17 protein-coding genes are annotated in these 22,735 nt (G+C 41.3%); 1 reads left to right on the top strand and 16 read right to left on the bottom strand.

The window, feature by feature from the left end; all coding sequences use genetic code 11:
* Positions 1-87: 87 nt before the first annotated feature.
* The 4 genes from ACY8D0_RS06075 to ACY8D0_RS06060 form a co-directional block, all read right to left on the bottom strand.
* A complete protein-coding gene (locus tag ACY8D0_RS06075; protein ID WP_462409579.1) occupies positions 88-1,872 on the bottom strand; it encodes a S9 family peptidase in 1,785 nt (594 codons plus the stop codon).
* A complete protein-coding gene (locus ACY8D0_RS06070; RefSeq protein ID WP_462409578.1) occupies positions 1,872-3,152 on the bottom strand; it encodes a M20/M25/M40 family metallo-hydrolase in 1,281 nt (426 codons plus the stop codon). The genes ACY8D0_RS06075 and ACY8D0_RS06070 overlap by 1 nt, the downstream gene beginning before the upstream one ends.
* Positions 3,153-3,285: 133 nt before the next feature.
* Positions 3,286-3,537 carry a hypothetical protein gene (locus ACY8D0_RS06065; protein ID WP_462409577.1) on the bottom strand — a complete coding sequence of 84 codons (252 nt, stop codon included), beginning with the start codon at positions 3,535-3,537 and terminating at the stop codon, positions 3,286-3,288.
* Positions 3,538-3,673: 136 nt separating this feature from the next.
* Positions 3,674-4,477 carry a DUF2935 domain-containing protein gene (locus ACY8D0_RS06060; RefSeq protein ID WP_462409576.1) on the bottom strand — a complete coding sequence of 268 codons (804 nt, stop codon included), beginning with the start codon at positions 4,475-4,477 and terminating at the stop codon, positions 3,674-3,676.
* Between the two features lie 429 nt (positions 4,478-4,906).
* On the opposite strand from ACY8D0_RS06060, the gene ACY8D0_RS06055 reads away from it, so the two are divergent.
* Entirely contained in the window at positions 4,907-6,667 is a 1,761-nt protein-coding gene (locus tag ACY8D0_RS06055; RefSeq protein WP_462409575.1) for an ABC transporter ATP-binding protein, read from the top strand.
* A gap of 112 nt (positions 6,668-6,779) precedes the next feature.
* On the opposite strand, the gene ACY8D0_RS06050 is transcribed toward ACY8D0_RS06055, so the two are convergent.
* From ACY8D0_RS06050 to ACY8D0_RS05995, 12 genes are all read right to left on the bottom strand, one after another.
* Complete coding sequence (locus tag ACY8D0_RS06050; RefSeq protein WP_462409574.1) at positions 6,780-8,738, bottom strand: peptidoglycan D,D-transpeptidase FtsI family protein; 1,959 nt, start codon at positions 8,736-8,738, stop codon at positions 6,780-6,782.
* 83 nt (positions 8,739-8,821) lie between these two features.
* The gene (locus ACY8D0_RS06045; protein WP_462409573.1) at positions 8,822-9,556 is read right to left on the bottom strand and encodes a hypothetical protein; all 735 of its coding nucleotides are present in this window, start codon (positions 9,554-9,556) and stop codon (positions 8,822-8,824) included.
* Between the two features lie 186 nt (positions 9,557-9,742).
* Positions 9,743-10,489, bottom strand: coding sequence for an ABC transporter ATP-binding protein (locus ACY8D0_RS06040; protein ID WP_462409572.1), 747 nt, complete (start codon positions 10,487-10,489; stop codon positions 9,743-9,745).
* Positions 10,490-10,527: 38 nt separating this feature from the next.
* A complete protein-coding gene (ssuC, locus tag ACY8D0_RS06035; RefSeq protein ID WP_462409571.1) occupies positions 10,528-11,292 on the bottom strand; it encodes an aliphatic sulfonate ABC transporter permease SsuC in 765 nt (254 codons plus the stop codon).
* A gap of 14 nt (positions 11,293-11,306) precedes the next feature.
* A complete protein-coding gene (locus tag ACY8D0_RS06030; RefSeq protein ID WP_462409570.1) occupies positions 11,307-12,272 on the bottom strand; it encodes a sulfonate ABC transporter substrate-binding protein in 966 nt (321 codons plus the stop codon).
* 30 nt (positions 12,273-12,302) lie between these two features.
* Positions 12,303-13,874: an AMP-binding protein gene (locus tag ACY8D0_RS06025; protein WP_462409569.1), complete on the bottom strand. Its 1,572-nt coding sequence runs from the start codon at positions 13,872-13,874 to the stop codon at positions 12,303-12,305.
* A 22-nt stretch (positions 13,875-13,896) separates the two neighbouring features.
* On the bottom strand, positions 13,897-15,063 hold the full coding sequence (locus ACY8D0_RS06020; protein ID WP_462409568.1) for an acyltransferase: 1,167 nt from the start codon (positions 15,061-15,063) through the stop codon (positions 13,897-13,899).
* A 242-nt stretch (positions 15,064-15,305) separates the two neighbouring features.
* The gene (locus ACY8D0_RS06015; protein WP_462409567.1) at positions 15,306-16,250 is read right to left on the bottom strand and encodes a prolyl oligopeptidase family serine peptidase; all 945 of its coding nucleotides are present in this window, start codon (positions 16,248-16,250) and stop codon (positions 15,306-15,308) included.
* Between the two features lie 128 nt (positions 16,251-16,378).
* The gene (locus ACY8D0_RS06010; protein WP_462409566.1) at positions 16,379-17,347 is read right to left on the bottom strand and encodes an AraC family transcriptional regulator; all 969 of its coding nucleotides are present in this window, start codon (positions 17,345-17,347) and stop codon (positions 16,379-16,381) included.
* Between the two features lie 109 nt (positions 17,348-17,456).
* Positions 17,457-18,608: an iron-containing alcohol dehydrogenase gene (locus ACY8D0_RS06005; protein ID WP_462409960.1), complete on the bottom strand. Its 1,152-nt coding sequence runs from the start codon at positions 18,606-18,608 to the stop codon at positions 17,457-17,459.
* A gap of 87 nt (positions 18,609-18,695) precedes the next feature.
* Complete coding sequence (gene rhaD, locus ACY8D0_RS06000; protein WP_462409565.1) at positions 18,696-19,532, bottom strand: rhamnulose-1-phosphate aldolase; 837 nt, start codon at positions 19,530-19,532, stop codon at positions 18,696-18,698.
* 252 nt (positions 19,533-19,784) lie between these two features.
* The gene (locus tag ACY8D0_RS05995; RefSeq protein WP_462409564.1) at positions 19,785-22,721 is read right to left on the bottom strand and encodes a family 78 glycoside hydrolase catalytic domain; all 2,937 of its coding nucleotides are present in this window, start codon (positions 22,719-22,721) and stop codon (positions 19,785-19,787) included.
* Positions 22,722-22,735 lie beyond the last annotated feature (14 nt).

Raw genomic sequence — 22,735 nt, 5'->3', positions numbered from 1 at the left:
TTGCGGATAACGCCCCCCTACTTGCGTTCGTATATTAATAAACAAAAGACCCGAGCATGATCGGGTCTTCCTGTTTCCATATTAAATTTAAGCCTTTCCTATATACTCATCAAGGAAGTCTGCAACCCCTGTATAGGCTGTAATATTATTTTTCAGTTTAACAAAGAAATGCCCTTCGTCCTCAAAGCGGATATATCGGACAGGATGTTGGCGGTCGCTTAACTCTTTTACCATCTGTTCCGTTTCTTCAATTGGCACACGAGGGTCGTTTGCTCCATGCAGCATCATGACCGGGCATTCAATGTCCTTAGTCCGGTGCAGCGGGTCAATCTCATCAAAGAAATCCCCGTCATTTTCAATGCTTCCATACTCTGCTTCCCTTAGCTTACGGCGCCAAACGCTGGTGTTTTCCAAGAATGTCCTAAAACTTGATATGCCGACAATATCAATACCTGCGGCCCAGAGTTTAGGATAATGTGTGATCGCGGCGAGTACCATAAACCCTCCGTAGCTGCGTCCCATCACGGCGATTTTATCAGGATCTGCATTCCCGTTCTCCTTCAGCCATTCCACCAATAAAGTTAAATCCTTGACAGAATCCATCCGTTTTTGGACATCATCCAAATGGATATAGGTTTTACCGTACCCTGAACTTCCTCTTACGTTTGGAGTACAGACAGCATAACCGCGGTTAATGAAATATTGAAGGAACGGGTTGTAAACGGCACGGATTTGCGATTCCGGTCCGCCATGGACAAATACCACAACCGGCAGCTTCCCTGATGCATTCTTCGGTTTGTAATAAAATGCCGGAACCTTCAAGCCATCAAACGATTGGAAACTGATTAGCTCCGGTTCAACCAATTGTTCTTCCACAATCGGCAGTCTTGAAACAAAGGTCAGGCGTTTCGTTTGTTTGGTTTGCAGGTCCAGTTCCCAAATATCTGATGGGTGTGCAGGGCCATTAAACACAAAGGCTAATTTTTGATTGTCAGGGGAAAAAGTCAATTCGGTAATCACACCGATCGGCATATCCCAGTTATCAATGGTATTGTCTTCAATCATATATAGGATACCTTCGGATACCCCGCCGGCATTTACTGTATAGGCTAACCGGCGTTTATCCTTGCTCAACACTAGGTCCTCCAAATCCCATTCCCGCCTGTCAAGCCAGTTGAGTTCCTTAGTTGCGATGTCAAGTACGGCAAGGCCGGTAAACTCATGTCCTTTATTTGTTAGCAAATACAACTGGCTGCCGTCCTTGCTAAATTCAGGGTGATCAAATTTTGCTTCCTCATCATGGGGTGTTAGCCAAGCCACCTCCCCGGTAGCAAGATCAATCAGGCCAAGGTCATTATCCAGATTAGAATTCACTTGTTGAATCAATAGTGATTGTCCATCAGGCGACCATTTCAATGGTTGAAACATGCCATCCCCTTGAAAAACAAGTTGAATCTCAAGTGTTTCAAGATTCTGCACATAAATATCAAAATAAGCGGGGTGCCTTCTGTTGCTTGCCCACGCGATTGAGCTGCCATCGGGAGCACTTCCTCCGTAATGGTGGATATGGTCCAAGGAATCAGTCTGCGGCTGCAATTCCCCGTCCTCTTTTAACAGAAATAGCTGCTGTTTTTCATTCACGCCGGCGTCCATTCCAATAATTCTTTGTGAACTTCCTGAAATATATCCAACAAACATAATTCTTTCTTCTGTAAAAGAATTTTGTGATGGCCATCCTCCGGTTAAATTAACCTCCCATACTTGGGGAAGACCGGTAAAATCAGTGATAAAGTTCATTCTGCTGCCATCCGGATGATAGACAGGGTTACTGGCGGTCCGGACGTGCAAAAATGGTTGAATACCGATTCCCATTACGCTTCTCCCCTTTCGCGTTTGGACAAAAGCGGCTGATTCATGTTTTCTACCCCTACCAATCCGAGAATGGTTAAAAAGATTTTTTGCACTCCATAAAATGCATCTTTCGGGTCAAAGTATTCCTGAAGGGTATGGCATCCGCCAAAATCTCCCCCTCCCCCGAGAGTAGCGGCGGGAATCCCGAGACTGATTGGCACATTAGAATCGGTGCTGCCAGGTTCATCTAAAACTGGTTCAAATCCAAGGACCTCTGCGGAAGCCAGCGCGGACTGGACAATGATGCTGTCCGTTGATTGGCTGCCCGCAGGCCTGTCACCCACGAGTTTTATCTCTACTTGAATGCTTTCGGCACCCCAACGCCTATTTTCTTCCTCAGCCGCATTTCTTACGATTTCTAGTACCTTATCTTCTAATGAAGACAATTCGTCGGGAGAGACAGACCGCATATCAACCAGCATTTGCGCACTGGCAGATATCGTATTGACCGATGTCCCGCCATTGACGGTTCCAACATTAAACGTTGTTTTTGGCTCGCTTGGTGTTTGGATATCGCTGATTTTCGCAATCGCTCTTCCCAATGCATGGATGGCACTCGGCGTTCCAAAATCACTGAAACTATGTCCCCCCGGACCATTAAAGGTAATAAGGTATCTACGGCTTCCCGTGGCCAGGTAGGTAATCCGTTCGGGATCGCCAGGCTCTATGGAAATAAAGCCGTCAATATTTTTATTATTTTCAAAAAGGGCCTTAACGCCATTTAAATCCCCTAAGCCTTCTTCTCCAACAGTCGCGCCAAAAACAATATCACCAATTGTATGGATACCCGCTTTTTCAATTGCCCTTAACAAGGTTAGTACCGAAGCGAGTCCTCTTCCATCATCGGAAATTCCTGGAGCGAAAACTTTTTCATCCTTCCGTTTGGCTTTCACATCGGTTCCTTCAGGAAAAACGGTATCGAGGTGCCCGGTGACTACCAACCGAGGTCCGTTTCCTGACCCTGGCCGAACTCCTAAGACGTTTCCTTGTTTATCGATTTGGACATTTTGAAGCCCGTATTCTACTAACCTTTTTTGATAATCCAATCCACGTTCTTGTTCGTGGTACGTTGGTGAGGGTATTTCTGTTAGGGCTATTTGCTCCAAAACGGTATTTTCGTTATCCTGCTTCAAAAACTCGAGCCCCGCTTGAACTTGCCCATTCTCCATTAATTGCTCAAAAACCAGTCTTGTAGATTCAGATAATAATTCTGATTCGGAATTTTGGCTGATATTGCCCATTTTGTCTCCTCCTTGATGTATTGCATATTATATATACTAATATATTCCGATTATTTTTTAAATTTTAACAACCTATTATTTTTAAAAAACTATTATAAAAAAAGAACTGCCCCACATCGGGAGCAGCTCATGCTTATGGTTCCAGTACTAAAAAATATTGAATGTGATTCGGGGATATTGGGGTTACCCCCATGATGCGATAACCGATACTTAGTAGTTGGGATAAGGTTTCGGCACAGTTATGCCGCGGCGGTTCAATCGGTGCGTGGTAACTCTTGTATAGGTTAATGAATTGATTTTGGTTTGTGCAATGGAGCAAGATTACATGCCTGCCGGTCCAAGCTTGACCGATGACTGGTTGGGGTTGTGTTTCCCTGTAATACATATTGAACACCCTCACTATTTGGATACTACAACTTATGATGCTGATGGGTGCTAGTGTTCTTAAAATTTATCACTTTAGCTTTTTCAGAGGCAAAAGTGCAGTTTTTGAATAACTGCCCTTCATTCCCCCAAATGTTTTACTCTTGCAGCCGCGGTTTAGCAGGGTCACAATTAGGCGGCGTTAGGTTCGCTGACTCCGCTAACTTCAGCAGATAATAGCATTCCTCCCGGTACATATGGTCCGCCATTAACGGTGCAAAAGTTCCTAATGCTTGGTGGCTTAGCCGAAATTCTTCAATTTCAACCAGAAAATTTTGAAATAACTTTATTTCCAATTGGGCGTCGGAATTCATTTTTGTCAAAGCGGGAAACGAAGTCAAATTGGCTCTTAAATAGCCAGCAAGTTCCACTGCTTTTAAATAAAAGGCTTCAAAGTTCTTCGTGAATGAATCACTCTTCTCCCTCAGTTTCTTTTCCACCGCATCCAAGTTGGACGAAATAGCCTCTGAATGGCCGGCTGCATCTAATAACCACAATAAATGATGATGGAGTTCATGATAAATTGGCGGTATTTGACCCGATCTTAAATGGGTTAAAATCCTTTTATACTCTTCCAACTCGTTTACCATATGACTGATAAAGGTAGGAGACAAGTGAATCTTGATCTTCCCAATTAAATGCTTCCTGATGAGTTCTAACTTAAATTCCCTTAATTGGTCTACCTGCGGTTCAATTTGGGCGGATAATTGCATTAGATTAGGGTTTGACGAGTTTGCGCGTTCGAGGAGGGAATCAAAAACCTGGATAAAGCTTTCGGCCGCTCGGATTTCCTCCGTCTGAACAGGCGTTAAGGCCTCATGAATAAACCTTGAATGGTCTCCCAATATTTGAAGCCAAAACCGATGTTCAAAGCTTGCGGTGCTCTCAAATGTGCCATTCATGCTGTTTCCCCCCGATAAAAAATTCACCTCATTGTTTTGATGTTTATTCCACATGCTCATTCCTTATGAAATTTGTTAGTTTAGATTGCTTAACGACAGTGGAGTTGCCCTATGCGGCAGTTGTGGCACTTTAACCGACAATTGCGTCACTCCATGCGACAGTGGGATCAGTCTATCCGACAATAGAGCCATCCTTTGATTAAAATTCTGATTGACAAAAGAATGGATAGATTATAAAATGTGAGCGTTATCAAAAATAGAAAATTCTAGCAATCTAACCCTGCAGGTTTTTTATACTAATAAGTTAATTATCGAAGAGTACTTTTTCACCCAAAAATGTTAACGTGTGCATTATGCATCATCACCATCAAGAAACGGCTTCTCAACTCTATTACATAGTTTTAAAAACCTTCCTGGGAGCTGAATAGTATGGAGTCCGATATCCAACAAATTTATGCCAAAAATCAAAAGAGTTCTTTTAAGGTGCTGGTACGATTATATAAGGGGAATTACTTGCGGCTGTTTTTCTCCGCGGTGTTTTATATCATCAAACACATCCCTGCCTGGGTCATGCCCATTGCCATCGCCAATGTCATTAATGCTGCCACCAGCCATGACGGAAATCCTATTCGGACCATCTACATAAATGCCATTGTTATGTTCATATTGGTGCTGCAAAACATTATCACAAACTACTATCATACGAAACTGAATAGCTATGCAATCCGCAGTGTGGAATCAGGTTTACGTGGCTCACTAATAAAAAAATTACAGGAACTTTCCATCCCCTATCAAAAGGAATTGCAGTCAGGTCGGCTTCAATCCAAAATCATGCGGGACGTGGAAGCCGTTCAAACATTGTCTTCTCAAGTTTTTGTCAGCAGCTTAAATATTCTTGTGAATTTAGTAGTGGCACTGGGAATTACCTTATACAAAAGTCCCACCGTGTTTATTTTCTTTATTTTGACCGTCCCTATTTCAGCTATAATCATTGTGTTGTTCCGCAATAAAATCAAAACCTCTAACTCAGCTTTCCGTAGAGAAATGGAAGAAACCTCAGCAAGTGTTATTGAAATGATCGAATTGGTCCCGATTGCCCGGGCACACGCATTGGAAAAACAGGAAGTGTCACGGTTAACTTATCGATTTCAGCAGGTTTTACAAAAAGGGTTTCAGTTGGATATTATTCAATCGTGGTTTGGTTCAGTGAGCTGGGCCAGCTTTCAAATTTTCCAAATCATTTGTTTAGCATTCACTGGCATTCTAGCATATCGTGGAACCATCACACCTGGGGAAGTCGTCATGTATCAAACCTACTTTACGACAGTCGTAAACTCCGTTTCTGGTATTATTACCATCATCCCTACTATTGCCAAAGGGATGGAATCGGTGGACTCCATTGGTGAAATTTTGACGGCTGGAGAAGTCGAAAAACATGAGAACAAGCTAAAGCTCAAGCAAGTCCATGGAAGTTTTTCATTGCAGCATGTTAGCTATCGTTATCCAAACACTGAGCAAAATATCCTTAATGATATAAACATAGACGTACAGCAAGGGGAAACGATTGCTTTTGTCGGTGAATCCGGCTCAGGTAAGTCAACGATTATGAATTTGCTTATTGGGTTTATTCAGCCGACTGAAGGGAAAATTCTGTTGGATGGCAAAGATATGGCCGCCCTTGATTTACGCTCATTCCGCAATCATTTGGCTGTGGTCCCACAGGCAACCATTTTATTCTCTGGAACGATTCGCCAGAATATTACTTATGGGAAACCATCTGTTACGGAAGAAGAGTTAGAAAAAGTGTTAAAGGCTGCCAATTTATGGGATGTGGTTCAGAAACTTCCGGATGGTTTGGACACAAGAATCGGAGAACACGGAGATAAGCTTTCCGGCGGTCAAAGGCAGAGAATCTCAATTGCAAGGGCCCTAATCCGGAATCCAAAGGTGATTATTTTAGATGAAGCCACTTCAGCATTAGACAGCCGTTCGGAGAAGAAAATCCAAGAGGCCCTTAACGTTTTATGTCAGGACCGGACTACCTTTATAGTCGCCCACCGCCTTTCTACGATACGAAATGCGGATAAAATTGCGGTTATTGAAAATGGCCGGTGTGTGGAATTTGGCACGTACGATGAATTAATGACTCATAACGGAAAATTTTATGAGTTGAAGCAGCTGCAAATGTAATGAATGGAATGATGGGTATAATCCAGAACAACAAACCCGTACAGAAAGTGTGTACGGGTTTCCATTTGTTTGGAGAATTGATTTACAGGTTCTGAAGTATGTTCCACTTCATTTATTTATTTTGAAAATAAGCATCCAAAATTTTCCTGCCAATTGCCTTATTGATGCCGCTTTCTGTTTTTACATTCGGAACAACCACTGTAAAAGCCACTTCTGGATTATTATAGGGAGCATAGCCCACTAACGTTAGATTGTAATTGTAGCCGCCATTTCCATTATAGACTTGAGCGGTGCCTGTTTTGCCGGCAGGGTCATATGACGCTCCTTTAAAAGCTGAAGCACCGGTTCCCTGAGCATCACTCATGACCAGATGAAAGCCTTCTTGGACCCGCTTAATATAGGACAAATCCATGTCGATTTTGTTTAATAGATTGGTCTGATATTCCTCCTCAACTTCTCCAGCCTTTCCGCTTCCGTCGGTTACGCTGCGGACTTCCTTCATAAAATGGGGCTGAACACGATTTCCGTCATTTGCTATGGTTGAAACATATTGAAGCAGCTGCAAAGGAGTATACGTATCAAATTGTCCAATTGCAAAATCCATTAAGTTCCCAAGTTTTTGTACTCCACCATTGTAACCTGTTGCTTCATCAGGTAAATCGATTCCGGTTTTAACCCCTAATCCAAATTCACCAAAGTATTTTCTCATTGTTTCATAGGATTTCTTGGGATTGTTGAAACCTGTCTTGCTGGTATAATCATATTCTCCTATTTTCATAGCTATGTTAAACATATAAACATTGGAAGAACGCTCTAGGGCAGTTAATTCATTAATTCTTCCCATATTGACATACGATTTTTTAACAGGCGTTCCACTAATTTTTATTGGCTCGTCTACAAACGTATCCCCTGGGGAAATCGCACCTGTTTGATAGCCAGTTAAAACAGTTGCACCTTTTACAGCTGAACCCATTGCATATGAGTTGTAAAAAGTTCCGTATAGTTCATCGGTTATCCCATTTGAGGTTTTTTTCTTGCCTGCAATCGCCAATATTTCCCCGGTTTTTGGATTGCTCATTACCACATATGCACTGTTTGCATTTTGGTCTTTTTGCAATTCTTCCTCCATGATGGTTTCAACCTGTTGTTGCAGGTTAGAATCCACTGTCAAGATTAAATCCTTACCCGGTTCCCCTGAAGTGACTTTTACATTAGAGACTTCTCCATCTTTATCCTTTACATAAGTTTGTTTTTCCTTCGTTCCACGAAGCACATCCTCATATTGCTGTTCAATAAAACTGGTACCCACCAGGTCACTTAAATCATAGCCCGACTTTTTGTAGGAAGCAGAATCCTCCTCGGGTATTTGCCCGACATTGCCGAAGAGCTGTCTAAGGGTATTGTCTAACACATATTTGCGCTCTGAATCCACTTTCACCTCGACCCCAGGAAGATACTCTAAGTGTTCATTGACTATGGCCATTTCTTCTGTCGTTAATCCTGACTTTATTCGTTTGGCGGAAGAAGTGTCTACATCCATTTCCCGCTTAATCGCAAGAACTTTCATTTCATCATCCGTTATACTTTCTAGTTCTTTATCGCTAATCCGTTTAAGGATAAGCTGGTATTCCTCCTGATCATCCAATTTCTTTTTTTCTTTTTCCGTTAATTTCGCATAGGCTTCTTCTTTTCTTGTTAAGATCCAATAATCTTTCTTATCCCTTTCCGTTACCTTATCTGTCGTAACGTCAATATATGTTGCCAGCTTTTTCGCTAATTGCAGCCTGTCCTGCTGGGTATCTTTATTATAAGGGTCCGTATAGGTTAACGTGTAAATCGCTTCATTATCGACTAATAAAATCCCATTTCGGTCGAAAATTTTTCCACGCGGAGTAGTCCAGGAATATTCCGTTTTTGTCGTTTTTTCACTATCCTCCTTATATTCTTCCCCATGGACAATTTGCAGGTTACCAAGCCTTAGAATCAACGTTGAAAAAAGGAAAAACACAATGATGAATAAAATTCTTAACCTAAAAAAGAGTATTTTGTTCGTTTTCCTCTTCTCCCTCATGTTCCCTCTTACTCCTTTCTATAAAAGGAAAAATAAAACACAAAGGGAGTCCTCCATTAAAATTCAGACTCCCCTTTGTATGATTAATTTTCTTTTGAACCGCCTAAGAAATGCATGCTGGAATGCTTACCTGGAAAAAGCCCCAACTCCTCCAATTGATCCGGATGCTTCGTCATAATCTCCTCGAAAAGTTGATCAGCAGACTTATTTTGGGTTTCCATTCCCAATTTTTCAGCAGCCAGGAAAATTCGCTTTTCTCGGACCTCACGGGCAATTTCGTGAACGTTTTTGTTATCCGTAGAAATCCCCAGTTCTTTGGCGTCCTTTTTCACTTGAGTTTCGTGAACTTCTCGGGCTAGATCCATTAATTCTTTTCCTTCAGTTGAGATCCCTAGCTCTTTGGCCTTGTTTTTGATTTGGGTTTCCCGAACCTCTTGTGCTAAATCCCTTATTTCCTTGCCCTCTGCTGAAATTCCCAGCTCTTTTGCTTCTTGTTTAATTTGCGTTTCATAGACTTCCTTTGCTAAAGTATCGATATCTTTTCCTTTGGTGTCGATCCCTAGCTCCTGAGCCCTCTTTTTAATAAATACTTCCCTGATTTCTTTTGCTAGGGTTTCTGTATCTTTACCATCTGTTTTAATTCCTAGCGATTCCGCTTGTTTTTTTATAAACTCTGGATCCGGCCTAAAATGTCCATGATCATGAGCCATTTCAGTTTTACCATGGGACTGCTCCTCTGCTGCAAAAACTTGGACAGGGCCTGCCAATCCAATGATTAATGCAACAATAAAAAGGTAGGTGAGCTGCACTTTTCTCATCTGTAATTTCCTCCTAAAAGTGGGTTTGATGGTTATTACAGATGGTAGGATGCCCAAAAGTTGTTACCGAATTATGAACAAATTGTTAAATTTTGCAATATAGAAATTACCTCTGTTAAATATTGATTTCCGCTCCAATCAACAGGGTCTAAAATATCAACAATATCGTTTAACAGAGACTAAAAATTAAACAATCTTGAATTTGTCTTTCTTCTTTTCCATGTCCTGATTTAAAATTTGAGCCAGGATCTCTTCTGAATATCTATTGAATGAAGGGTGGGAACGATGTCTTGGCCTTGGCATGTCAATGATCTGGTCCAGAGCAACTTTACCATCTTTCAGTACAATAATTCGGTCCGATAGAAGGACTGCCTCTTCCACATCATGTGTGACCAATATCGTGGTAAATTGGTTTTTTTGCCAAATGGATTCGATTAACTGCTGCATCTCCATTCTCGTTAATGCATCCAATGCTCCGAGAGGCTCGTCCAAAAGTAAGAGCTGAGGTTCATGGACGAGTGCCCGTGCTAGTGCAACGCGTTGCTTTTGACCTCCTGATAGGGAGGATGGGAATTGTTGGGCCCGGTCCTCTAGTCCGACACTCCGCAATCTTTCCATCGCTTTGTCTTTCCAATCACCGGTTAGCCCCATTCCAATGTTTTGCAGGATTCGCTTCCAGGGCAGGAGCCGGCCATCTTGAAACATCATTCGGGCTTCTTTGTTTAAACCCTGTATTTGATTTCCGTTCATCAGGACATGACCGCCGCTTACTTTTTCTAATCCCGCAATAATCCGAAGCAAAGTGCTTTTCCCGCATCCACTCTTTCCAACAATAGAGATGAATTCTCCTTGTCTAAAACTAAGGTTAATTCCTTTTAACACTTGTAGCTGGTTATATGATTTTTTTACATCTTGTAAAACCAATTGCTCCATTTTCTAATACCTGCCTCTCTTAAAGATTTTTAAAAGTTTCAGGACAACTGCCTCCACACCAGCCACTTGTTTTCAAATAATTTTGCAATCCAATCAGAGAGTTTTCCCAGTAATGCATAGATCAAAATACTTAAAACAATGATATCCATCTGCATAAATTCCCGGGCATTCATCGCCATATAACCGATTCCGGAATTGGCTGAAATGGTTTCGGCCACGATTAAGGTCGTCCACATAATTCCCAGTGAATAACGAACCCCTACTAAGATTGAAGACAATGCCCCTGGAAAAATGACTTGGGCAAAAAGAGTGAAACCCTTTAAGCCATATGCTTTCCCCATCTCAATTAACCCTTTATCCACTGATTTTATGCCATGGTAAGTATTGATATAAACTGGAAACAGAACTCCCAATGCAACAAGGAATATTTTTGACGTTTCATCAATACCAAACCATAAAATCACCAGCGGGATTAATGCCAGATGGGGTATGTTTCTTAACATCTGTATGGACGTGTCAAATAGTAAATCAAAATATTTAAACAGCCCGTTAAACAAGCCAAGGGCAAATCCAAGGGAGCCGCCAATGATAAAACCGATTAGTGCCCTCCATAGGCTGATTGAGATATGGCCGGACAGTTCACCCGAAGCAGAAAGTTCCACGCCTGCCTTAATCACATCCGTCGGTGATGGCAAGATTTTAGAAGGTATGATGCCTGCTTCACTTAGAAGTTGCCATAAGATCAAGATCACCATTGGAATCAACCAAGGGAGCCATTTCGCTCCTCGTACTTTATTCCCCAATGTTTCCACCTCCATTAATCGTCCATTACTGCCTCTTTTACCGAAATCTTTTTCGGGATGATATTTAACTTGTAAAATAAATCAGCGATTTGCTGCTGTTCCTCGATAATTTCATCTGATATTTCCTCAACCCCATATACGCGTCTCTCCACTGCCTTTGTGACAGATTCCGTATCCATCTTTAGTGCCTTTGATAGGAGGGTAATTAATTCCTGATGGTTATTATTCGCCCAGTCCATGGATTCAGTTATTTGTTTAAGGATCGCATCGATCACATCCGAATTATTTTTAGCAAAATCTTCAGATGATACGAAGAAATCACGGTCAGTGGTCAAACCTTCTCCATTCACCAGAAGTCTCGCATCGGAACTCACTTCCGTTGACGAGGTATAAGGGTCCCAAACGGCCCACGCATCTACTTGCCCTTGTTCAAAGGCGATACGGGCGTTACCGGGAGTTAAATAAACCGGCTCAATATCTTTCAATGAAAGGCCTGCTTTTTCAAGGGCCTTTACTACTAAGTAATGAGAGCTCGATCCTTTGGAAAAAGCGATCTTTTTCCCTTTTAAATCACTAAGACTTTGAATGGAGGAATCCTTTTGGACCAATATCCCGCTTCCTTCATATTTGGACTTGCCGGCAGCAACATATCGTAACTTAGAACCTGAGCTTTGTGAAAAAATCGGTGGTGTATTACCTGTTCTGCCGAAATCAATGCTTCCTGCATTTAATGCCTCTAAAAGGGAAGGCCCATCCTGGAATTCTTTCCATTCCACTTTATACCCTAATTCCCCTAACTTCTCATCCAATGATCCTAATGATTTAACAATATAAAGCGGCCCATTTTTCTGATAGCCAATTCGGACAATCTTATCTTCGGTATTGTCAGATTGACTGCTGCTATTTCCACAACCGGCAGCTAAAAGGCAGAAGACCATTAGAAATGCCAATATGGAAATAAATCTTTTTGTTTTTTTCACTGTTTATCACAACCCTTTTGTATCATCCTGTTACTTTACCTCGAGTTTTTTGTTCTTCATATGTTGCAAGGAATCAGGTCTTAACTCTCTTAATCTGGTCCTTTGAATTTTCCCCGTCGGTCCTACCGGTATTTCGTCTACAATATAGACCTCGGATGGACATTTATAGCCTGACAGCGAATGTTGGCAATGAGCCATAATCTTCTCCTTAATTCCGTCAGGAGTTCCTTGATTTTCATGGCAAACAATATAGGAAACAACCATTTCTCCATACAGCTGATGCGGCACTCCGACCACTGCTGCTTCCTTGACTGCAGGTATCTGCCTAATCACATCTTCCACTTCATACGGACTAACCTTTTCTCCGCCTCGGTTGATCATTTCTTTTATCCTGCCGACAATAAAAACATAGCCATCTTTATCGACATACCCCAGGTCTCCGGTATGAAACCAGCCATCCTGAAAATCATCCTGATTGTCAGCTTCAATGTAGGAATGGATTACATTACTCCCTTTAATCACGATTTCTCCTATCTTGTTTGCCAAACATTGCCGTCCTTGTTGGTCCAAAATTTTTAAATCCAAACCGATTGGCAAGCCAACAGAACCTAAGACTCGTTTATTGGGAGGGAGTGGATTTACACAAATTTGACTGGCTGCTTCCGTCATTCCATAAGATTGGATAATGGGAACACCAAATCGTTGTTCAAAACGGCGGGCATTTACCATTGGCAGCTGGGAGGATGCGGATCGAATAAAACGCAGACTATTGGAAATATGTTCAGGCTTAGGTGTATTTAATAGAATGGAAATGACTGCCGGAACAGCAGAAACCCATGTCACCTTGTGTTTATTCATCACATTCCAAAACTTCGACGCGCTGAATTTTGGTGCGATAACCATTTTTCCATTAGATAGAATCGTGGATAGGACAACAACCACTTGTGCGTTTATATGGAATAATGGCAAAAAGCAATAAGTGACATCCTGCTCGCCCAATTTATGAGAGTCAATAATATTTTCTATGGATGCCAGGATTTGTCCGTGACTTAAACCAACTGCTTTCGGTCTCCCTGTAGTTCCAGAAGTATAGAGCAAAATCGCTACTGAATCCTCGGAAGTTTGATGCGGTTTATAATGGACTATTTTTCCATTCGGATCATTCTGCAGCCATGCTGCCCCCCCATTTTCATACCTTTTATATAAAAAAGAATTTGCATCAACGACAAACAATGTGTTTAACGATAGATTAGAAACATGGTAGTTTAATAAGATATTGCCATGCTCATGGCCAATAAAAGCACATACTGGCCGGCACCGCTCTACGAAGGTGAGAAATTCATATTCTGGCATGTTCGGATTAATCGGAACCACTACCGCTCCATAATTAATAATCGCAAGAAATATACTGACAAACTTATACGAATTGGGGAAACTCACTAAAATTCGCTCCCCTTTTTGAACACCAGCGCTGGCTAAACAATCCTGCACTTGAGATATATCCATAAGTAAATCATTGGTTAAATACCACTTGTCATCATCATGAATAATGGATTTGGACATTGACAGTGAAAATTTAAGCCGGTCTGCTAAAACAGACATATAATCATCTCCTTTAATATCTTTACAAATTGCCTCGAGCCGTTACGGCTCTTCCTGAATTCGTTATGCTTGATTTTCTCCCCACCACGTATGAAACGAGTGGCAATTTATTCAGCCAGTAGGACAGGAACATGGATGAACCATAGACAAATAGAATGGATAACGGTATAGCCAACACATACAGCCACTTCATGTCGGAAAGCATCGGAGCCACCTGTTTGACGATAAACAAGGGAAATGGCTGGACAAGAAACATACCAAACGAAGTTTTAGAAGCAAGCATGATATACGCGCTGAAAGGCTGCCACTTTTGCTCTGTTCGATGCCCTGCCCACCTTTTTCCAAAAATTAACAATGCTGCAATCACCAGTAGGCTATAAGGGAGAAATAACGGCTGATGCGGTTCCTGTGCTTTATTTTCCGTTAGCAAAAGAAAAAACCGATTGTAATAGTAATAAAACCACATGAGAAAAACACCCGATAGCAAGCTAATCATAATTGACTTTGTATGTTTTTCTATGAATCGGCTAATTTTTTCGTAATGGCACGCCACCATGCCTCCAGCAATAAACCAGCATTGATAGGTCAAAACAAACACCCCGTAATGTGAGAGCAAATAGGGCCAGCCAGACCGGTCAATGTGCGGAATCCCAAATTTATAAAAAGTCATGAGTGCCAATTGGAAGATGACACTGCCAATAAAAATCTGGGGATGCCATTTTTCATATTTCCTTATTGCAAATAGCAGGAAAGGAAATACAAGATAGAACTGAAAACTAACTAATACGAAATAAATGTAAAATTCATCCCCCTGGAGGAGAGAGGTTACCAGCTCTTTTAGAAATGATAAAAATGAGCCATTAAAATCAAGCGAATAAGTACTGCGGAATAAGATATAAACGATATTCCAAAACAGGTAAGGAATAGCTATTAACGAAAGTCTCTTCTTCCAAAATGAAAGAATATGAAATTCTTTAGGATAGTAAGTGATAAACAATACCAATCCCGTAATGAACATAAACCCCATTCTCGTTACATGCATGGAAGAGTGGACAGCCGACATAGCCAAAGAAGGAAATGTCCCTTTCTCCATTTCATTTGTAAAAATGGTCATGGTATGTACAGAAAGCACTCCTAGCATGATAAAAGTCCGCATGAAATCTATTTCGTAAAGATGAATTTTTTTCAAATAAGAAAATACCTCCTTTACTTCATTTGACCTGCCCGTTTACTATAACTGTTTAACCTTAAGAAAAAATTAAGAAATTCCTAAAGGACAATCAAGAGAAAAAAATTTCCAAAAAATGTTAAATTGTTTTTTGGTGCTATTACTATTGAAACGAAAAAGTATGAACATTTTATTACCAGATTTTTAACAAATTGGGCAATCTTGCTATAAAACCGTTTACAAAGAAAAAAAGGTGACTATAGTCACCTTTTTAAATGGCGGTCAAAGTATTTATGAACAATGTTGAGGATAGTGGGCTGTGAGAATCCGCCATGCCCTGCCCCTTGGATTTGGTACATGGTTACCTCTACATTTGCTTTTTTTAATGCTTGATATAGCAAGACACTTTGGTTATAGGGAACCCTCTTGTCTTTGTCTCCATGCATGATTAAAAATGGGGGATCATCCGGTGTGATGTAGGTGATAGGATTGGCAAGTTTCACTTTTTCCGGGAGTTCCTGAATTGGCCCACCAATCAACATGGACTCAGGTGAATCCGGCGCATCAAAGTCAACCTCCGATGGAAACTTACTCATTTGCAAAAAGTCAGTTGGACCATACCAATCCACCACAGCTTGAACACGGCTGTCCAAACTGGGATGTCCAACATCCCCTTCTAATGGGTCAACACCTCCGGTAGTTCCTAATAACGCGGCGAGGTGTCCGCCTGAAGAACTGCCCCAAACACCCACTCTTGCTGGATTGATATGGTATTGCTCCGCGTTAGCCTTAAGATAACGGACCGCAGCTTTTATATCATGAAGCTGGGCAGGAAATTTGGCTTCATGACTGGTCCGATGCTGGACACTAGCAACCACATAGCCCTGCCTGGCAAATTGGACTAATTGCGGAATAAAGCTAAAGGACTTTTGAGGATGATTCTTGCCCCAGCCTCCTCCCTTAATAAAGATAATCAGAGGAAGTAGTTTGTTAGCATTTTTAGGGATAAGAAGATGTAGTTTTGCCGAATTAGAGTCCTCTTTGGAGTAATTGATATTAGGCAAAAGTTCCACATTGTCTTCTTGTGATTTTTTGGATCTAATGGTTTTTATGTCTGGTTCTCTTTTGCTTGCATCGGCAAAGTCGGTGGCCAAGCTTGAACTGGATAATAGGAGAATAACAGACATTATGGGAATGAAATATTTCATTGAACCAATCCTAGTCTTTGAGTATTTTAGTCGTGAATTATTATTCACTCGACTTTCTCTTTTATTCCTATTATAGGAAGACCTGGGATTGATTTTGGATTTAAACAAGAGAGATGGGCGTTTTGACGTCATCGCTCCACAACATGATCACGAAATTTCTTTGGTGTTTGACCATATTTTTCTTTAAAAATTCGATAAAAATAACTGATATTATCATAACCAACCTGCTCCACGATTTCCGATATCGGCAGATGAGTTCCTTCTAATAATTCTTTCGCTTTTTCAAGCCGCTTTTCCTGAAGTAATTCTTTAAAAGTAAACGAAGTGGCTTTTTTGATGATCTTACTGAGTCCATAGTGGGGTTGGTTTAATTTTCCAGATAATTCATAAAGTGAGGCATGCTTAAAATGTTCCTCAATATATTTAAGTGATTCCACTATCAAGTAATGATGAACCGATGCCTCTTCTTTCCGTTCCACCTTATCGGAGTTTTTGATGAGTTCTATCATTAAGAGTCCCATATAAAGCTTGATGGCTGACTCAGAAAAAGTAGACGGATACATAATTTCATAAATCATTTTTCCCATGAAGTGTTGAATTGACTCGACCTCAGAAACTTTAAAGTACAAATACTGACCGTTTTGGGTGTTATTGTATAAACTGTTTAATAAGAAGTCACTGACGATATTTTCAGAGCTTAAAAAAGAAAAAATAAACTCAAAGAAGGCCGGGCGAATGATTAAGTTGATGACGATATCCTCTTTTCCAGAGGCTTTAATTTCATGTTCAATATGCTGGTTTAGCAGGAGAAGTTCACCTTTCTTTAAGGTGATTGGCCGGCCGCCGACTGTCTGTCTCAATTCCCCATTGAAGACAAAATTAGCCTCAATATAATCATGTTTATGAAGGGGAAAATCGACAAACCTTGTATGTTTTCGCACCATAATCATTTTATCTTTACTAAGGAACTTCTCACTTTCAATAATAAAATTCTTATTACTTGTGTATAATTCCTTACTCACATCTGACTGTTGCTCGAGGATCGCTTTTTCTTCCTCGGTTATCTCCAATAGTTCGGATAAAATGTCAGGATTCATTTGACTCACCTATTTCTTTCATTATTACTAAAAGAAATCATACCACATTCTCTTGTTTAACCAATAATAATAAAAGGGCATATCCTTTTCGCGGATATGCCCTTTGGTTTTATAGAAGTTCTTTAAACATTTCAATGACTTCTTCTTTTGTAGGCTGGAATGGGTTTCCTGGTGCACATGCATCATTTAAGGCATTAACAGCTAATTTTTCCAGGTCTACATTCTCAACACCAAGTTCTGCCAATTTAGTTGGAATGCCTACCTGTTTCGATAAAGATTTGATGGCTTCAATAGCTTCTTCTGCGCATTGCTCATCGGTTTTTCCAGACACATCAAGGCCGGCTGCTTTGGCAATCACACGGAATTTCCGTGGATCACGTTTTGCATTCTCCCTTTCAACGATTGGCAGCAGCATCGCATTACATACACCATGCGGCAGGTCATAAACTCCGCCAAGCTGGTGGGCCATCGCGTGCACAAATCCAAGACCCGCATTATTAAAGGCAATTCCGCCTAAAAACATTACATAAGACATTTGTTCACGCGCTTCAATGTCATGTCCATTCTCTACGGCACGTGGCAAATAATTGAAGATAATTTCAACAGCTGCAAGGGCGGTTGCATCCGTAACACCGTATGCACCAGGGGTAACGATTGCTTCAATCGCATGTGTCAGTGCATCCATACCGGTTGCTGCAGTTAATGCCGCCGGTTTATCGACCATTAATTCTGGGTCATTGACGGAAATTGTAGTTAAACTATTTTTATCAACCATTACCATTTTTATTTCCCGTTCTGTATCGGTAATAACATAGTTAATAGTAAATTCACTGGATGTGCCTGCCGTAGTGTTTACTGCAACGATCGGGATTGATTTATTTTTTGTTTTGTTGACACCTTCATAATCACGGATGTCACCACCGTTTGTTACATAAAGGCCAACTGCCTTTGCTGTATCTTGAGGTGAACCGCCACCTACTGAAACTAGGAAATCACAGCCATTCGATTTAAATACATCCACGCCCGCATAAACATTTTCAATGGTTGGATTTGGCTTTACTTCATCATATACAATATATTCAAGATTAATAGAATCAAGTTGTGCAAGAACTTTACCGGCAACACCAGATTTGCTTAAAAATTTATCAGTTACTACCATTGCTTTTTTAAATCCAAGGTCTTTCACTAATGGAGCCAGTTCATCTAAACAGCCTCTGCCAAACAAATTGGTACTTGGTACGTAATAAACACTCACACTAATTCCTCCTCAAAGTTTGTTCACTTATTCACAAATTTATTTATAAAATTAAGGAACTTTTACGTCCCTTAATTTGTATACGGAAGTGATTTACACATTTAGAATTCCTGGGCGTGGAACCACCTTAAAGGCGTCTGCCAATTGTTGAAGCTGTGCATCAGTAATGGTTTGTTTTTTGCCGCCTTGGGCACAAACAAGGGTATAAACTTCTGCTGCTTTTTCAGCGGTTTCAATCAGGCCAAATGTTTCATCCATTGTTGAACCAGCACCAAAGATTCCATGATGCGGCCAAAGAACCAGGCGGACATGCTCCATTTTTTCAGCAGTGGCTTCACCAATCTCGTTTGTACCTGGAACAATCCATGGAACGATGCCAACACCTTCAGGGAAAACAACCAAACATTCTGTACACATTTCCCAAAGGGTTTTTGTAAATGCATCTTCGTTTAAGCTATGTGTAAATGTCATGGCTATTAAATTGGTAGCATGGCAATGCATAATCACACGATGATTTTTATCAACAGAAAGTCGGGTCATGTGATTCATTAAATGTGTCGGAAGTTCGCTTGTTGCCACCGCGCCGTTTTCAAATCCCCATAGAATCTCATAGCTTCTGCCATCATCCGAAATCCGAATGAGTCCCATGTTGGAGGCAGGATCTTGTTTCACATTTTTAAAGTATTTGCCTGAACCAGTTACAATGAAAAATCTTCCGGCAAGTGCAGATGCATCAAAATTCATCGATACTCTTCTGATTACTTTGGTAACATCCAAGTAAGGAATGACTTCGTATTCGTTTAACAGATAGCTGATATTTCCTCCATTGCGTTCATCCCAGCCGTGACGATACAAGTTAGTGGTTGTTTCAATCATTTCCTGAAAAAATGGTGCCGTTTCAATTGAATTTTGGTTCAATATCATAGCCATGATTTATCGCTCCCTATATTTAAAAAGTCTTTGTTTTTTATCAAACACTTTTGTTAACTTCTCTACACTGAAATCATACATCGAAAACTCACGTAAATCAACATAAACACAGAATTTATTTTTGTTTATTTTTACTTTATTAACATTTTTGTCACAATTATCGTTTAACCGTCCTTTAAATCAAAAGAAAACAGACTTAAAATAGTCCGTTTTCTTTTGGTTTCTATTCACTTCTCAATCTATTCAAACTCTTCATCTTTCCAAACGAGATAGGCCAACTCCAGCTTCTTGCGCCTCTATCTCATTTAACTTTTCAATAATTTCCTCCATATGACTAATGGACAAACCCGTTAATGGATGATTTGCCAACTGCTTTAGTTGTTGCTTTTTTAAGCTGGCCAAAATGCTTGTATTGCCCTCGATTCTAGGAATATAACGAATTAAAACCTCAGCGGTCTTTTCATTGGCCAGCAGGTCAATCACTTTTGTCTCTGGGGAATATAAAGCAGCAAGTCCTTGCTCATTCGGATAAATGAATATATAGGTTCCAGAACCTATGTTTAGAGAAACACCATCTTCTGTTTGACAGAAATCAAAAATTCCAATAAGTTGTGCAGGAAGTTTTTCATTTACTATAAGATGGGAAAGCTTGGCATTTGGCAAATGGACTTGTGCAGTTGTATTAGCTGGAATTTCAACTTCTACTGTTATCTCCTCATTGGTTAATTTCCAAGCAACTGAAATTCTCCCATACATCGATTGATGGGCTGCACGGACGCTGGTCAATTCCCTGCCCGCGAAGTTTGGCTTAAATAGAATGCGCTTGTAGGCAGGCCTAGTTTCATCCATGTCCAAACCTGCCAATACTCTGTACATCCAATCCCCGATGGCCCCATAGGCATAGTGATTGTACGAGTTCATGTCATCGCTCCAAAACGAACCGTCCGGCTTAATGCCGTCCCAGTGCTCCCAGATGGTTGTTGCCCCTTTGGTGATAGAGTAAAGCCATGAAGGATAGGATTTCTGCAAAAGCAACTTCACTGCCGTTTCATGATACCCATTATTGGAAAGGGCAAAGCAAAGATAGGGTGTACCTACGAATCCAGTCGTCAGATGATAATCATGATCCAATACCAGTTCATTCAAATCATGGGCAATCCGTTCCCTCACTTTCCCTTCAACCAGATCGAACATGAGAGTAAGGACATGGGCGGTTTGCGTCGAAACAGCCAAACGGCCGTTATGGGTCACAAACTCGTTTCGGAATTCTTGGATGATATGGTCTAGTAATTCTCCATAGGTTTTAACATCTTTAGTCTTGTTTAAAACCGCTGCCGCATCACGGAGCAGCCGTGTCGAATAGGCGTAAAAAGCGGTTGCTATCAAATCATTAGGGGTAGCACCATAATAGCTGTCCTCCTTCCCATCCAGCCCGAGCCAATCTCCGAAATGGAAACCAGTATCCCAAAGGTATTCATTGTCCCCTTGTTTACGGATATATTCAACCCAGGCTTTCATGCTGTCATATTGTTCGGCAAGGAGTTTTTCATCTGCATAGCAGAGATAAACGTTCCAAGGACAGATAACTGCCGCGTCTCCCCAAGCTGCGGATGATGCACCGTCCACCACTTGCGGGATCACGAATGGAACGCCGCCATCCGGCAGTTGGTCTGCTTTTAGGTCACGTAACCATTTCGTAAAGAACTGCCCGCCTTGATAGTTAAAAAGGGCAGTACGGATAAATACTTGGGCATCTCCTGTCCAACCAAGACGCTCATCCCGCTGCGGACAATCTGTCGGAACATCGACAAAATTACCTTTCTGGCCCCAAACAATGTTTTGCTGCAACTGGTTAACCATGATATTGGAAGTTTCAAATTCCCCTGTCCGCTCCATGTCGGAATGAATGACCTCTCCTGTGAATTTTTGAAGCGGGAGCCCGTTTTCTTGACCTGGGTAGCCTTCCACTTGGACGTAACGGAAGCCTTGAAAAGTAAAATATGGCGCATATACTTCGTTTCCGGTTCCCTTGGTAATGTAGGTGACTGTTTGCTTGGCAGTGCGGAGATTGCCAAAATAAATATTTCCATCCTTATCCAAAACCTCTGCGTGTTTTAACACAATTTCGGTCCCTGGAGATGCATCTACGGTGATCCTGATTCGACCGACCATATTCTGTCCAAAATCCAAAATGGTGTCTCCAGCAGGGGTGACAAACGATGCAACTGGACTAATGGTTTCAGTTACGCGGACAGGGACGTTTTCTTGCGCAACAAGATTGCTCAATGGGGGTTGGCATGCAATAACGCTTTTCCAGCCGGTGTCATCACATTTCGCTTGATTCCACCCCGCAACTTCCAGCCGCGCATCATAGGTTTCACCATGATATAATTCGGAATAGACAATAGGACCAGTGGAAGCCCTCCAAGAGGAATCGGTCACGATCATTTCCTCAGAATGATCGTCATAGCGGATATGAAGTTGAAGCAATATCGCACGCTGAGCTCCGTAAATATTTCGGTTCTCTTCCCAGCCCAAGTTACCTTTATACCAGCCATCAGCCAGCATGATACCAATTGCATTAGCGGTACTATTAAGCTTGGCAGTTACATCGTGTGTTTGGTACTGAATCCGTTTGTTATAACTAGTCCATCCGGGGGCAAGCCATTCATCCCCTACTTTTTCCCCGTTTAAATACAACTCATAAAGACCAACCCCCGTCACATATAGACGAGCTGATTCAATTCCCTTCGTAAGTTCAAACTGCTTACGCAACATAAAGGCTGGCTCTGTTTCAGCACCGATTTCTTCAGGATTTGGAGTAATCCATTCTGCCTGCCATTCATTGCTTTCTAGAAAGGCGGTTTCCCACCATGCCGTGCCACTCCAATCAGACTCCCGGCCAAAATTGTCCCAAACCTTTACACGGTAAAAATACCTAGTTCGGGATACAAGCTGTGGACCATTAAACTCGATATGAAGAGATTGCTCAGACGATACACATCCTGTATCCCAAATAAGAGAATGAAAATTTTCATCTGTTAAAGAAACCTGTACCTGATAAGCTGACTGAATCGTCCCATGTTGATCCGAAACTATTTGCCAGCTTAATCTTGGCCTTTTACTATCGATTCCTAACGGGTTCCTTTGATACTCACATGTAAGGGATACTACTTTTAATGGTTCCATTGTGATTCCTCCTC

The organism is Neobacillus camarae (assembly GCF_054950115.1).
Note: the sequence above shows the minus strand (reverse complement) of the source record. Positions and strands in the feature narration are given on the sequence as shown.